The organism is Kitasatospora sp. NPDC048298, from assembly GCF_043201465.1.
In the GTDB taxonomy this organism is placed as follows: Bacteria; Actinomycetota; Actinomycetes; order Streptomycetales; family Streptomycetaceae; genus Kitasatospora.
Genome location: NZ_JBICYZ010000010.1, coordinates 82,920 through 96,509 on the forward strand (window position 1 = coordinate 82,920; position 13,590 = coordinate 96,509).

11 protein-coding genes and 2 pseudogenes are annotated in these 13,590 nt (G+C 72.5%); 9 read left to right on the forward strand and 4 right to left on the reverse strand.

Annotation, left to right across the window (positions count from 1 at the left end; all coding sequences use genetic code 11):
* The first annotated feature begins 3 nt into the window (after positions 1-3).
* From ACGF0D_RS11265 to ACGF0D_RS11295, 7 genes and pseudogenes are all read left to right on the forward strand, one after another.
* A complete protein-coding gene (locus ACGF0D_RS11265; RefSeq protein WP_392914875.1) occupies positions 4-516 on the forward strand; it encodes an ArsR/SmtB family transcription factor in 513 nt (170 codons plus the stop codon).
* 220 nt (positions 517-736) lie between these two features.
* A complete protein-coding gene (locus tag ACGF0D_RS11270) occupies positions 737-1,042 on the forward strand; it encodes a GNAT family N-acetyltransferase (RefSeq protein WP_392914877.1) in 306 nt (101 codons plus the stop codon).
* 414 nt (positions 1,043-1,456) lie between these two features.
* The gene (locus ACGF0D_RS11275; RefSeq protein WP_392882073.1) at positions 1,457-2,563 is read left to right on the forward strand and encodes an LLM class flavin-dependent oxidoreductase; all 1,107 of its coding nucleotides are present in this window, start codon (positions 1,457-1,459) and stop codon (positions 2,561-2,563) included.
* Positions 2,564-2,583: 20 nt separating this feature from the next.
* On the forward strand, positions 2,584-3,207 hold the full coding sequence (locus ACGF0D_RS11280; protein WP_392914879.1) for a CE1759 family FMN reductase: 624 nt from the start codon (positions 2,584-2,586) through the stop codon (positions 3,205-3,207).
* A 209-nt stretch (positions 3,208-3,416) separates the two neighbouring features.
* A complete protein-coding gene (locus tag ACGF0D_RS11285; protein ID WP_392914882.1) occupies positions 3,417-4,943 on the forward strand; it encodes an FMN-binding glutamate synthase family protein in 1,527 nt (508 codons plus the stop codon).
* Positions 4,944-5,219: 276 nt separating this feature from the next.
* A pseudogene (locus ACGF0D_RS11290) lies at positions 5,220-5,792 on the forward strand (carbohydrate binding domain-containing protein); the annotation flags it as partial.
* 174 nt (positions 5,793-5,966) lie between these two features.
* Positions 5,967-6,926, forward strand: a pseudogene (locus tag ACGF0D_RS11295) (chitinase); the annotation flags it as partial.
* Positions 6,927-7,055: 129 nt separating this feature from the next.
* Here the strand turns inward: ACGF0D_RS11295 and ACGF0D_RS11300 are convergent.
* Entirely contained in the window at positions 7,056-8,099 is a 1,044-nt protein-coding gene (locus tag ACGF0D_RS11300) for an NAD(P)-dependent alcohol dehydrogenase (protein WP_392914884.1), read from the reverse strand.
* 299 nt (positions 8,100-8,398) lie between these two features.
* Here ACGF0D_RS11300 and ACGF0D_RS11305 point away from each other — a divergent pair, with 299 nt between their 5' ends.
* Positions 8,399-9,724 (forward strand): peptide ligase PGM1-related protein, encoded by a 1,326-nt coding sequence (locus tag ACGF0D_RS11305; RefSeq protein ID WP_392914886.1) that lies wholly within the window; start codon positions 8,399-8,401, stop codon positions 9,722-9,724.
* Positions 9,725-9,765: 41 nt separating this feature from the next.
* Entirely contained in the window at positions 9,766-10,764 is a 999-nt protein-coding gene (locus tag ACGF0D_RS11310; RefSeq protein WP_392914889.1) for a zinc-binding alcohol dehydrogenase family protein, read from the forward strand.
* Positions 10,765-10,814: 50 nt separating this feature from the next.
* On the opposite strand, the gene ACGF0D_RS11315 is transcribed toward ACGF0D_RS11310, so the two are convergent.
* The 3 genes from ACGF0D_RS11315 to ACGF0D_RS11325 are packed head-to-tail and all read right to left on the reverse strand — an operon-like array spanning position 10,815 to position 13,537.
* Entirely contained in the window at positions 10,815-11,345 is a 531-nt protein-coding gene (locus ACGF0D_RS11315) for a MaoC family dehydratase (protein WP_392882058.1), read from the reverse strand.
* A gap of 18 nt (positions 11,346-11,363) precedes the next feature.
* Positions 11,364-12,599 carry an aminotransferase class I/II-fold pyridoxal phosphate-dependent enzyme gene (locus ACGF0D_RS11320; protein ID WP_392914891.1) on the reverse strand — a complete coding sequence of 412 codons (1,236 nt, stop codon included), beginning with the start codon at positions 12,597-12,599 and terminating at the stop codon, positions 11,364-11,366.
* A gap of 2 nt (positions 12,600-12,601) precedes the next feature.
* Positions 12,602-13,537, reverse strand: a complete 936-nt coding sequence (locus ACGF0D_RS11325) for an HpcH/HpaI aldolase/citrate lyase family protein (protein WP_392882054.1) — start codon at positions 13,535-13,537, stop codon at positions 12,602-12,604.
* Between the last annotated feature and the right edge of the window lie 53 nt (positions 13,538-13,590).

Consider the following 13,590-nt stretch of genomic DNA (forward strand, 5'->3'; position numbering starts at 1 on the left):
CGGGTGGAGGATCAGACCCAGGACCAGGAACTCACCATCGAGAGCCCGCGGCAGTACAAGGCGCTCTCCCACCCGCTGCGCCAGCGGCTGCTGCTGGCACTCGGCGGGGAACCCGTCACCGTCGGCCGGCTGGCGGCGCTGCTGGACAGCCGCAAGGGCACGGTGGCGCACCACCTCAAGGTGCTCCAGGACGCCGGCGTCGTCCGCATCGTGGAGACCAGGAAGGTGCGCGGCGGCAGCGAGCACCTCTACCAGCGAACCGCCCGGCGGATCACCGTGGCCGGAGCGGACGCCGGGCCGACCACCGCGCTGCTCGGGGCGGTGGCCGAGGAGTGCGCCAAGGCCCCGCAGGAACCGCTGCTGGTGCTGCGGCACCTGCGGCTGACCGCCGACCAGGCCGCGCGCCTCGGCGCCGCCCTCCAGGCCCTGGTGGACGAGGCCACCGAGGCCCCGCCGGGAGAGCCGGTGCACGGCGTGCTGGTGGCGCTCTACGAACAGGGCGGCGGGCGCGGTTGACCGGTCGCCGGGACGGGACGCCGCCGAGGGCGTCGAGCGCCCTCGGCGGAGGTTCGGCTTCCGTTCGGTGCGCGGACCGACCGCAGCCGGTGCACCGTCGGAACAGGCCCCGGCCAGGCACGTTCCTAGCCTGAGGACCGACACCGAGGGGCTCCGGAGGTCTGCTCCGGTGCCGCGCGTTCCAGTGGCGGCCAGTGCCGCGACCAGCAGGAGGAAGACCATGGGACAGACCGTCAGCGACGACGCGGAGAAGTCGCGCTTCGAGATCCGTGACGGCGGGGAGCTCGCCGGTTTCGCCGAGTACCACCGGTCCGGCGGCGAGATCGCCTTCATCCACACCGAGATCGACCCCCGGTTCGAAGGACGCGGCCTGGGCGGCGTGCTGGTGCGCGCGGCGCTGGACGAGGCGCGCGAGCAGGGGCTCGCCGTCCTGCCCTACTGCCCCTTCGTCCGGGGCTGGATCATCAGGCACCCCGAGTACGCCGACCTCGTCCCGGCCTCGCACCGGGCGCGCTTCGGCCTCTGAGGCGTTCGGACGGTTCGCTGCCGGCGTGCCGGCAGCGAACTGCCGCCGTTATGCCGCCGTTCTGACGCATGCCGACGGGCTCGGGCTCCGGGTGGTTCCCCACCCAGGGCCCGAGCCCGTCCGGCGTCGCCCGCCCGGCGCGGCAGGAGTGGGCCCGTGTCCACGGCTCCGGCCGGATCGGCGGGGCGTCACGCCGAGGACGCTAGCCCGCGGTCGGCGGGAGGTTCTGCTCGCTCCGCGCCCGGGACTGTTCCGACAACGCACGAGCACGGCCACCCCGGCCCGCCGCCGACGGCAGTGCGCTGCCGGGCAACTGGCGATGCGTTGCGAAGTCCGTCCGCCCGTCGTCGGTTGCCTAGGTTTCGCTGGGCGGCCCGACCGGGCCGCGACCAGCCGAGGGATAGGCGAAACCCCATGCAGTTCGGGATATTCAGCGTCGGTGACGTGACGGTCGACCCGACCACGGGCCGGGAACCGAGCGAGCGCGAGCGCATCAAGGCGATCCTGGCCATCGCGCTCAAGGCCGAGGAGGTGGGCCTGGACGTCTTCGCCATGGGCGAGCACCACAACCCGCCGTTCGTCCCGTCCTCGCCGACGACCATGCTCGGGTGGATCGCCGCGAGGACCGAGCGGATCGTGCTCTCCACCGCGACCACCCTGATCACCACCAACGACCCGGTGAAGATCGCCGAGGACTACGCGATGCTGCAGCACGTCGCCGACGGCCGCGTCGACCTGATGCTCGGGCGCGGGAACACCGGCCCGGTCTACCCGTGGTTCGGCCAGGACATCCGCCAGGGCATCCCGCTCGCGGTGGAGAACTACGCGCTGCTGCGCCGGCTGTGGCGCGAGGACGTGGTCGACTGGGAGGGCCGCTTCCGCAGCCCGCTGCAGGGCTTCACCGCCACCCCGCGCCCGCTGGACGGCGTGCCGCCGTTCGTCTGGCACGGCTCGATCCGCAGCCCCGAGATCGCCGAGCAGGCCGCCTACTACGGCGACGGCTTCTTCCACAACAACATCTTCTGGCCGCAGGAGCACACCCGGAAGATGGTCGAGCTCTACCGCGAGCGCTTCGCCCACCACGGCCACGGCACGCCGGAGCAGGCGATCGTCGGCCTCGGCGGGCAGGTGTTCATGCGGAAGAACTCCCAGGACGCGGTGCGCGAGTTCCGTCCGTACTTCGACAACGCGCCGGTGTACGGCCACGGGCCCTCGCTGGAGGAGTTCACCGAGCAGACCCCGCTGACCGTGGGCAGCCCGCAGGAGGTCATCGAGCGCACCCTCGGCTTCCGCGAGGCCGTCGGCGACTACCAGCGCCAGCTGTTCCTGATGGACCACGCCGGCCTGCCGCTGAAGACCGTGCTGGAGCAGCTCGACATCCTCGGCGAGGAGGTCGTGCCGGTGCTGCGCGAGGAGTTCGCCAAGGGCCGGCCCGCGACCGTTCCCGACGCCCCCACCCACGCCACGCTCCGGGACGACGCCCCCGCCACGCCCGGGGACGACGCCCCCGCCACCTCCTGACCAGGACGGAGTTCTTCCCCATGGAACCGACCTCGCCGATCACCCTGGCCGTGGTCTCGGGCGGCCTCAGCCTGCCCTCCTCCACCCGCCTGCTGGCGGACCGCCTCACCGAGGCCGCCTCCGCCGAGCTGGCCCGATCGGGCCGTGAAGTCCGGGTGCTGGTGCACGAGTTGCGCCCGCTGGCCACCCCCATCTCGCACCACCTGCTGTCCGGCTTCCCCTCGCCGTCCCTGGGCGACGCGCTGGAGCAGGTGAGCACGGCCGACGCGCTGATCGCCGTGTCCCCGATCTTCTCCGCCTCCTACAGCGGACTGTTCAAGTCGTTCTTCGACCTGCTCGACCCCGGCGCCCTGGAGGGCAAGCCGGTGCTGATCGGCGCGACCGGCGGCACCGCGCGCCACTCGCTGGCCCTGGAGCACGCGCTGCGTCCGCTCTTCGCCTACCAGCGCGCGCTCGTCGCTCCGACCGCCGTCTTCGCGGCCTCCGAGGACTGGGGCGGTACGGGCGACAGCCGCACCGACACCCTGCCGCGGCGGATCGAACGGGCCGGGGCGGAGCTCGCGGCGCTGACCCTCGCGGCGCCGGCGAATCCGCGGCGGGCCGACGGTCCGACCGTCACCCCCTCCGCGCTCGGCTTCCACTGACCCGGCGAGCACTCCCGGGGATCCGCTCCCGCCGTCACGCACCCGACGGCGGGAGCGTCCGCGTGTCCGGGCCGCCCGGTGCGGCCCCTGACCGCCGACCCGTCGACCGGGCCTCTTAACATCATTTGGCACTGTATTTGGCACTGTTCGACGGACGCCGATGCCCGCGAGCCCGCGTGCCCGCCGTCCGACACCGAGGAGGAACGTCCATGCAAGCCCGGAAGATCGGCGCGGTCGCCGCGTCAGCGGTGGCGATCCTGGCTGCCCGCGACCTCGTCCAGAAGAGGCACGCGCTGCTCCGGAACTTCCCGGTGGTCGGGCACGCCCGGTACCTGCTGGAGCGGATCGGGCCGGAGCTGCGGCAGTACATCGTGACCTCCAACGAGGAGGAGCGCCCCTTCAGCCGTGACCAGCGCACCTGGATCTACGCGTCGGCGAAGGAGGAGAACAACTACTTCGGGTTCGGGACCGAGGTCGACGTCGAGCACGTCCAGGGCCACGCCTACCTGAAGCAGCGCACCTTCGCCGGCACGCTGCCCGACACCCACGACCCGCAGGCCCCGCTGCCCTCGGCCAAGGTGCTGGGCGGGCCGCGCGGGCGCGCCAAGGCGTTCCGGCCGGCGAGCGTGGTGAACATCTCGGCCATGAGCTTCGGCTCGCTCTCCGGCGCGGCCATCACGGCGCTCAACAAGGGGGCCGCGCTGGCGGGCACGATGCACAACACGGGCGAGGGCGGCCTCTCCCCGCACCACCGCAACGGCGGTGACCTCGTCCTCCAGCTCGGCACCGCGTACTTCGGCTGCCGAGACGAGGACGGCAGCTTCAACCTGGACAAGCTGAAGGAGGTGGTCGCCGGCGCCCCGGTCAAGGCGATAGAGATCAAGCTCTCCCAGGGCGCCAAGCCCGGGCTGGGCGGGATGCTCCCGGGCGCGAAGGTGACCCCGGAGATCGCCGGGATCCGTGGCATCCCGGTCGGCAAGGACTGCGCCTCCCCGTCGCGGCACACCGCGTTCGGCGACGTCGACTCGATGCTCGACTTCGTCGAGCTGCTCGCCGCCGAGACCGGCCTGCCGGTCGGGGTGAAGAGCGCGGTGGGAGAGCTGGGCTTCTGGCAGGAGCTGGCCAGCCTGATGGCGCGCGGTGACCGCGGGGTCGACTTCGTGACGATCGACGGCGGCGAGGGCGGCACCGGGGCGGCGCCGCGGATGTTCGCCGACTCGGTGTCGCTGCCGTTCCGGATGGGCTTCTCCCGGGTCTACGGCACCTTCGCCGAGCTGGGGCTGACCGACGACCTGACCTTCATCGGCTCGGGCAAGCTCGGGCTGCCCGAGAACGCCGCGGTGGCCTTCGCCCTCGGCGCCGACATGATCAACGTGGCCCGTGAGGCGATGCTGTCGATCGGCTGCATCCAGGCGCAGAAGTGCCACACCGACAAGTGCCCCACCGGCATCGCCACCCAGAACCCGTGGCTGGCCCGCGGCGTCGACCCGGCGTCCAAGGCCGACCGGACCGCCAACTACCTGCGCACCCTGCGCAAGGAGCTGCTGAAGGTCTCGTCGGCCGTCGGCGTCGCCCACCCCGGGCTGATCACCGCCGACGACGTCGAGATCCTCAACGGCGACTACGAGGCCCGTACCCTGGCCGGGGTCTACGGCTACAAGGACGGCTGGGGTGAGCTCGGCCCGCAGCTCGCCGAGGAGATCACGGCGCTGATGACCGCCCCGCGGACCGTCTGACGCCCCCCTCGCCGGAGCCGCAGCCGCGGCCCGGGATCGGCCTCCAGGGCGCCCGCACCGACCCGGATCGGTGCGGGCGCCCTGTCATGACGGTCGGAAGCATGCGGGGAAATTGGTCCAGACCTCAAATGGTCCAGACCTATTGACGTGCCTTGCCGCCCCTCCTACGATCCGGTCGGGCACTGCTCCGCACATCCCCCCACTTCACCCAGAGCCGGGCGTCACGCCCCCACGCGTCGGTCATGTCCATGACGCTCGGCGGAAAGGGAGCACAGCATGTTTCGTCGGAGGTCACGCACGCCGCGCCCGTCGGGCGGGAGCGAGCCGCTCGGAACTCCCCGGCCGCGGCGGGCGGCCGTGGAGCGCGCGACGCGGGTGGACCGGACCGGCCGCGCCCGGCCCGGGTCGACCGTCCTGCACCGCTCCCTCGCCGGGGTGAGCGCCGCCGCCGTCATCGGGGCCGGCCTCGCCGTGGCCGGCACCACCGTCACGGCCGGGGCCGCCACCCCCAACCTGGTGGCCAACCCCGGCTTCGAGAACGGACTCTCCGGCTGGACCTGCTCCGGCGGTACCGCCGCGACCGTCGGCAGCCCGGTCCACTCCGGGGCCGCCGCGCTCCAGGCCACGCCGACCGGCCAGGACACCGCCCAGTGCAGCCAGACCATCAGCGTGCAGCCCAACTCCCAGTACACGCTGAGCGCCTACGTCCAGGGCAGCTACGTCTACCTGGGCGCCACCGGCACCGGCGGCGGCAGCGACCCGTCCACCTGGACGGCGAGCAGCGCCTCGTACGGCCAGCTCAGCGTGGGCTTCACCACCGGGGCGAACACCACCTCGGTGACCGTCTACCTGCACGGGTGGTACGGGCAGCCCGCGTTCTACGCGGACGACGTGTCGCTCACCGGCCCCGGCGGCAGCAGCCCCTCGCCGACCGCCACCACCCCCACGACCCCGCCGCCCACCAGCACCCCGTCTCCCACCAGCACCACGCCGACCACGCCGCCGCCCACCACCACCCCGCCGGGCGACACCTGCCCCACGAAGCCCAAGCCCTCCGGCAAGGTCCTCCAGGGATACTGGGAGAACTGGGACGGCGCCTCCAACGGCGTCCACCCCGGCATGGGCTGGGTCCCCATCACGGACAGCCGGATGGCCGCGCACGGCTACAACGTCATCAACGCCGCCTTCCCGGTGATCCTCTCGGACGGCACCGTGCTGTGGCAGGACGGCATGGACGCCAACGTCAAGGTCTCGACCCCCGCCGAGATGTGCCAGGCCAAGGCGGCCGGGGCGACGATCCTGATGTCGATCGGCGGCGCCGCCGCGGGAATCGACCTGAGCTCCAGCACCGTCGCCGACAAGTTCGTCGCGACCGTCGTCCCGATCCTCAAGAAGTACAACTTCGACGGCATCGACATCGACATCGAGACCGGCCTGTCCGGCAGCGGCAACATCAACACGCTGTCCGCCTCCCAGGCCAACCTGATCCGCATCATCGACGGCGTGCTGGCCCAGATGCCCGCCGGCTTCGGCCTGACGATGGCCCCCGAGACCGCGTACGTCACCGGCGGGAGCGTCAACTACGGCTCGATCTGGGGCGCCTACCTGCCGATCGTCAAGAAGTACGCCGACAACGGCCGGCTGTGGTGGCTGAACATGCAGTACTACAACGGCAGCATGTACGGCTGCTCCGGCGACTCCTATCAGGCCGGCACCGTCCAGGGCTTCACCGCGCAGACCACCTGCCTGAACAACGGCCTGACCATCCAGGGCACCACCGTCAAGGTGCCCTACGACAAGCAGGTGCCCGGCCTGCCGGCCCAGCCCGGCGCGGGCGGCGGCTACATGGACCCGGGCCTGGTCGGCCAGTCGTGGAACGCCTTCAGCGGCTCGCTGAAGGGGCTCATGACCTGGTCGATCAACTGGGACGGCTCGAAGGGCTGGAGCTTCGGCGACAACGTCAAGCGCCTCCAGGGGCGTTGACGCCCCGGTGGCACACTGCTGAGATCCCGCTGAACCCCCGCGCCCCGGTGCACCGTTCCCGGCGCGGCCCCGGTCCCCGACCGGAGCCGCGCCCGGCCCGGAGCCCGGGGCGGTCGGTTCCGGGGTCGGTCAGATGGTGGCGGTGTCGATGACGAAGCGGAAGCGGACGTCGCCGGCGCGGACGCGCTCGTAGGCGTCGTTGATCTGCTCGGCCCCGATCAGTTCGATCTCGGCCGCCACACCGTGCTCGGCGCAGAAGTCCAGCATCTCCTGGGTCTCGGCGATGCCGCCGATGCCCGAACTGCTCATGCTGCGGCGGCTGCCGTACACCGACCGGAGGTCGACCTGCAGCGGCTCCTCCGGGAGACCGAGGTTGACCATGGCGCCGTCGGTGCGCAGCAGCGAGAAGTAGGCGGCGACGTCCAGCGGGGCGGAGACGGTGTTGAGGACGAGGTCGAAGGTGCCGGCCAGCTCCTGGAAGGTCGCCGGGTCGCCGGTGGCGCGGTAGTGGTCGGCGCCCAGCCGCAGGCCGTCGTCCTTCTTGCGCAGGGACTGGGAGAGCACGGTGACCTCGGCGCCGAGCGCGTGGGCGATCTGCACGCCCATGTGGCCGAGCCCGCCGAGGCCGACGACGGCGACCTTCCGGCCGGGGCCGGCCTTCCAGTGCCGCAGCGGGGAGTAGGTGGTGATGCCCGCGCACATCAGCGGGGCGGCCCTGTCCAGCGGCAGCGCGTCGGGGACGCGGACGACGTAGTTCTCGTCGACGACCACGTTCTTCGCGTAGCCGCCGTACGTGGGCAGGCCGTCCTTGCCGACGGCGTTGTACGTCCACACCGGGCCGTCGGCGCAGTACTGCTCCAGGCCGGCCCGGCAGTTGTCGCAGACGCGGCAGGAGTCGACCATGCAGCCGACGCCGACCCGGTCGCCGACGGCGTACCGGGTGACGCCAGGGCCGACCTCGGCGACGACACCGGCGATCTCGTGCCCGGGCACCATGGGGAAGATCGCCTCGCCCCAGCCCTCGCGGGCCTGGTGGATGTCGGAGTGGCAGATGCCGACGAAGGCGATGTCGATCAGTACGTCGTGCTCGCCGACCGCGCGGCGCTCGATGGTCGTGCGCTCCAGCGGGGCCTTGGGGGCCGGTACGGCGTAGGCGGCGACGGTGGTGGTCATGGGAGTGCGTCCCTCTCTGCGGATGGAGCCGTGGCGGTCGGGCCGGCTGCCGTACGGGCGGTCCGACGGCTGCCGCGGCGAGTACGGCGACACCGTAGCCGAGGACGGCGGCGAACAGGGCGGGCCCGTCCCGCCGCGCGGGTCGCGGACCCGGCGGTTGTTCGGCGTTTTGTTCAATGACCGAGGGCCGAACCAGAACAACCCCGGTGCGCTACACCGGTAGCGCACGTCACACCCGTGCCGTGGGTGACACGGGACCTTGAGCCGCACCAGCGCCGAACGCCGGGAGAGTCCACCAGATGACGACGCTCTGCATCGCGAACAGCCGAACCGAGGAGATGGTCGGGGACCTCACCGGGATGACGCCGCGGGAGCGGCTCTTCTCCGGGTGCGCGGCACAGCGGATGCTCTGGTGGGCCGAGGACGGCGACGTCCTGGTGCTGCCCTGCGGCCCCGACCCGGAGTTCCTGGCGTACGTCACCGGGCTGACCGGCGTGCGGGCCGACGCCCTGACCTTCGTGGTGCCGCCGCCGGGGGCCCAGGGCGACCAGGTGCTCACCACCGACCGCCTGGCCGACCCGGGCTTCCGCGCCGAGCTGCGCCGCGTCCTGGACGGGCGCACCGTCGACGAGGTGCTGGCCATCTCGCCGAACGGCGCGGTCGCCGAGCTGGCGGACGCGCTCGGCGTGGCCCACGCCATGCCCGGCCGGCCCTTCGCCGCGCAGGGCGGCAACGCCCTGGTCAACAGCAAGGCGGGGTTCCGGGCGCTGGCCGCCGGCGCCGGGGTGCCGATCCCGCCGGGGCTGGTGGCGGGCACGCCGGCGGAGGTGGAGGCCGCGATCGAGCGGCTGCTGGCGCGCGGGCACAGCGTGATGGTGAAGGTCGAGTACCAGGGCGGCGGCCTCGGCAACGAGATCCTCGCCCGGGACGAGAAGGTGGAGGCGGTCGGCGCCGAGCGGGTGGTGCCGCTGCCGGACCGGGCGGCGGTCGCCGGGTACGTCGCCGAGCGGTGGACCTGGCTGACCGGCGGGCGCGGCCAACGGGTCGTGGTGGAGCGGTACTTCGCCGACTCCGTGCCGCTGTACGCCCAGTTCCTGATCGACGACGCGGCCGTGTCGCTCGCCGGCTGCGGCGAGATGCTGATGCGGCCGGTGGTGGTCGGGGAGATCACCCCGCCGGTCACGCCTGCCCCCGAGGTGCTGGCCGAACTCGTGGACCAAGGCGCCCGGTTGTGCGAGGTGCTGCGGGTGATCGGCTACCGGGGCACGGTCAGCGCGGACGCCGTGCTGACCCCGGAGGGCGAGATCTACTTCCACGAGACCAACGCCCGGCTCACCGGCTCCAGCCACCTGCTCGACATCTTCTTCGGCCGCCTGCTGCGCGCGGAACACCGCGGCTCGCGCCACATCCTGGAGCTCGGGGGCCTGCGGGCGCCGTCCCTCGCCGAGGCCGTGGCGGCCACCGCCGCGGCCGGGCTGGCCTTCGACCCGCAGACCGGCACCGGCGTGCTGTTCAGCAGCGACTTCGGGCCCGCCGACGGCTCGCTGATGTACGGCGTGATCGCCGAGACCCCGGAGGCCGTCCGCGCCCTGGAGGCCGCGCTGCTCGCGCTGTTCGCCGGATGAGGCCCGAACGGACCCCGGACCCGACGGAGGAGATCGACGGGATGGACGAGACGGACGAGAAGGACGAGGTGACCGTGGACGGGAGCGGGATGCGCGCGCTGGTGATCCACCGTTACGGCGGGCCGGAGGAACTCCGCGTCGAGACGGTGCCGGAGCCGCAGGCCGGCCCCGGCCGGGTGCTGGTCGACGTCACCCTGGCCGGCCTCAACTACGCCGACCTGGAGTGCCGCACCGGCGAGTACCTCCGCTTCCCGCTGCCGGCGGTGCTCGGCGTCGACGTGGTCGGGCGGCGCCGCGAGGACGGTCGGAGGGTCGTCGCGCTGCTGCGCACCGGAGGCGGGTACGCCGAGGTGGCCGTCCCCGAGGCGGCGCACACCGTGGAGGTGCCGGACGACGTGGACGACGAGCAGGCGCTCGGGCTGCTGGAGCAGGGGGCGACGGCCTACGGCGCGCTGACCCTGGCGGGCCGGCTGCGGCCCGGCGAGGCCGTCGCGGTGACCGCGGCCGCGGGCGGGGTCGGCCACTTGGCGGTGCAGCTGGCCAGGGAACTGGGCGCGGGCCGGGTGGTCGGGCTGGCCTCCACCCCGCAGAAGCGGGAGTTCGTGCGCTCGCTGGGCGCCGACACCGTGCTCGACCCGGCGGACCCCGACCTGGCCGAACGGCTCGCGGAGTCGGGCGGGTTGGACCTGTTCCTCGACTCCGTCGGCGGCCCGGTGCTGCGCGCCGGGCTGGCCGCGCTGGCCCCCTTCGGGCGGCTGGTGTCGGTCGGAGCGCGGGAGGGGGTCGAGGACAGCTTCACGATGGGCGAGCTGACCGAGCGCTCGGCGGGGGCGCAGGGCTTCTGGCTCAAGCACGTCCTGACGGACCGGAAGCTGTTCGAGGGCGTCGCCGACCACATGTTCCGGCTCGCCGCCGAGGGACGGCTGGTGGCGCGGATCGACCGGACGGTGCCGCTGTCCGGGGTGGCCGGGGCGCACCGGGCGATGGCCGCGCGGGAGACCGTGGGCAAGGTGCTGGTGGACGTCCGCCGCGCGGACTGAGCGGCGTGCCGGGGAGGCGGGCCGACCGGCCCGCCTCCCCGGTTCGTGTGTCAGTACCCCGCGACCTCGTCCAGGCCGTGGCCGCGCAGCGGGACGAGGAAGCTGCGTTCGAACACCACCACGGTCTCGCCGGTGGACTTCGTCCCGGTGGTGCGGCAGCGCACGATGCCCTGCCCGGCGCGGCTCTCGGAGAGCCGCTTGGCGAGGGTCTCGGTCTCCGCGTAGAGCGTGTCGCCGGCGAACACCGGGTGGGTCATCCGGATGTTCTCCCAGCCCAGGTTGGCGATGGTGCGCCCGCTCGTCGAACGGGCGGTCATCCCGCCGACGATGCTCAGCGTCACCAGGCTGGAGACGATCGGCTTCCCCCACGGGGTGTGCGCGCTGTAGGCGGCGTCGATGTGCAGGGGGGCGTCGTTCATGCTCAGCATGCTCATCAGCACGTTGTCGAGCTCGGTGACGGTCCGCCCGGGGCGGTGCTCGACCACCTCGCCGACCTCGAACTCCTCGTAGTAGCGCCCGACCACCTCGCGGTAGCGGCGCTCGCCGATCCGCCGGTAGCCGGCGGGTTCGGTCGTGTCCATCGCGGCTGCTCCCAGGTCCTAGAGGTCTGCGGTGAGTTCCTTGACGTGGCCGGCGAAGTCGCGGATCATCGGCTCGTCCATGTCGGCGCGCATCATCAGTCGGAGCCCGGCCTCGCCCTTGGGCACGATCGGGAAGAACACCGCCGAGCTGTAGTAGCCGCGCTCGAAGAGCTGGGCGGACAGCTTGACCGCGCGCTCGGCGTCCCCGACGTCGACCCGGCGCACCGGCAGGCCGTTGCCCGCGAAGGTGGTCGGCAGCAGTTCGTCGAAGAGCTCGATGTTGCGGGTCAGCTTCGCCTGGAGGTCGGCCAGTTCGGGGGAGCGGTGGATGGCCGCGCTGGCCAGTGAGGCGCCGACCAGCGGCAGCGGGATGTTCTGCGACCAGCCGACCGGGCCGGCGTGCCGGTGCAGGAACTCGAACTGCTCGCGGTTGCCGAGCATCGCGACACCGCCGCTGGTGCCGAAGCCCTTGCCGAGGCTCGCGGTGATCACCGTCAGCGGGTTCATCTCCAGCCGGGAGCGGACGTAGCCCTCACCTCGCTCGCCCATGATGGACAGCGAGTGGGAGTCGTCGATGTAGAGGAACAGTCCGTAGCGGTCCTGGAGTTCGAGTAGTCCGTCGAGGGCCGCCGTGCCGCCCATCGAGTAGGCGCCGTCGGCCACGTAGGCGACCCGCGGGTACTTGCGGCAGATGTCCTCCAGGTAGTTCAGGTCGTTGTGCGGACAGGTCAGCACCAGCGACTCGTCCGCGCAGATCGGCTTCGCGTAGGCCATGCAGAAGTGGCAGAAGCGGTCGAAGACCATCACCCGGGGCCCGCCGCCGCCCTGACAGGTGCCGTCCAGGTGGCCGGAGGCGATCAGCGGCAGGATGCCGGCGGTGAGCGAGGTACAGGACGCCCCCGGCAGGATGTGGGCGCCGAACAGTTCGCCCAGCTCCTCCTCCAGCTGGACCAGCAGGTTGTGCCGGATCCGGGTGGTGGAGATGACCAGCGAGGTGCTGCGGGACTCGGTCAGCGCGTCCACCGCGCCGGCCAGCAGCGCGGGGTGGTTGTTCAGGCCCAGGTACGAGCAGGAGACCATGTTGGCGAACTCGTGGCCGGTCTCGCGGACGATCAACCGGTTGTTCGACTCCGAGTCCGCCGTGATGCCGATCAGGCCGTTGGCGGCGGCCGCCTGCCAGACCGGGTCGGCGCTGGCCAGCATGGCCTCGGCGTTGCGGTACCGGCGTGGGCCGAGGATGGATTCTTCGGTCATCGTCACTTCTCCGTCGAGTGGTTCGGGGTGTCGGTGGGCGCGTGGCCCCGTGGGTGCTGTCGTGGGTGGTGCAGGGGGTGGGGGGAGACCTCGGGCCGGGGCGGGTCGAACTGTTCGATCAGCCGCTGCGAGGCCTCGAAGAACGGCATGCCGACCATCACCCCGTCCACCACGGTGACCGAGCGGCCGTTCTCCAGACCCGCCGCGACCACCCGGCGGGCACGTTCCAGCAGCTCCTCGCCCGGGCTGAACACCTCGTTGATCAGACCGAGTTGGCGCGGATGGACGGCGATCTTGCCGCTGAACCCGAAGTCCCGGGCGAGCCCGGCCTCCCGGCGCAGCCCGGCGAGGTCGGTGACCTCGAAGAACGGGGCGTCCATCGCCTCCACCCCGGCGGCGCGGGCGCTGTTGACCACCCGGCCGCGGGCGTGGGTCAGGGCCTCCCAGGAGAGCCGGGCGCCGACCGCGAAGGCGTAGTCGGCCGAGCCGAAGACCAGCCCGCGCAGCCGGTGCCCGGCGGCCGCGATGGCGGGCGCGTGCTCGATGCCCAGCGGGGTCTCCACGACGGCCAGGAACTCCGTCTGAGGGCAGTCCGAGGCGAGCGCGCCGGCGGCTATCTCGATGTCCCGGGCGGACTCCGCCATCGGGATCAGCACCAGGTCCGGCTTGACCCGGTACCGGGTGATGGCGATCAGGTCGCGCAGACCCTCCGGTCCGGAGAGGGTGTTGATGCGCACCGCGCTGCGCGCGAGCTTGGTGGACGGGAGGGTGAAGAACTCCTCGGCGAGCCGACGGGCCTCCTCCTTTCGGGCGGGTGGGACCGAGTCCTCCAGGTCGACCATGGCGATGTCGGCCCCGGACTGATGGCTCTTGGCGTACCGCTCCACCGCCATCGCGGGTGTCGACAGGAGGGAACGGCAGTACCGCGTGAACTTCATGGATATCTCCGAAGTCAGCGAAGGCTGCGGGTTCCGGTTCTATCCCACCGGCT

Bases quoted from the DNA above. Each gene is read 5' to 3' on its own strand.
- ACGF0D_RS11315 (WP_392882058.1), bottom strand. From the start codon at position 11,345: ATGGACACGACCGAACCCGCCGGCTACCGGCGGATCGGCGAGCGCCGC.
- ACGF0D_RS11320 (WP_392914891.1), bottom strand. From the start codon at position 12,599: ATGACCGAAGAATCCATCCTCGGCCCACGCCGGTACCGCAACGCCGAG.
- ACGF0D_RS11305 (WP_392914886.1), top strand. From the start codon at position 8,399: ATGACGACGCTCTGCATCGCGAACAGCCGAACCGAGGAGATGGTCGGG.
- ACGF0D_RS11325 (WP_392882054.1), bottom strand. From the start codon at position 13,537: ATGAAGTTCACGCGGTACTGCCGTTCCCTCCTGTCGACACCCGCGATG.
- ACGF0D_RS11270 (WP_392914877.1), top strand. From the start codon at position 737: ATGGGACAGACCGTCAGCGACGACGCGGAGAAGTCGCGCTTCGAGATC.
- ACGF0D_RS11300 (WP_392914884.1), bottom strand. From the start codon at position 8,099: ATGACCACCACCGTCGCCGCCTACGCCGTACCGGCCCCCAAGGCCCCG.
- ACGF0D_RS11280 (WP_392914879.1), top strand. From the start codon at position 2,584: ATGGAACCGACCTCGCCGATCACCCTGGCCGTGGTCTCGGGCGGCCTC.
- ACGF0D_RS11275 (WP_392882073.1), top strand. From the start codon at position 1,457: ATGCAGTTCGGGATATTCAGCGTCGGTGACGTGACGGTCGACCCGACC.
- ACGF0D_RS11310 (WP_392914889.1), top strand. From the start codon at position 9,766: ATGGACGAGACGGACGAGAAGGACGAGGTGACCGTGGACGGGAGCGGG.
- ACGF0D_RS11285 (WP_392914882.1), top strand. From the start codon at position 3,417: ATGCAAGCCCGGAAGATCGGCGCGGTCGCCGCGTCAGCGGTGGCGATC.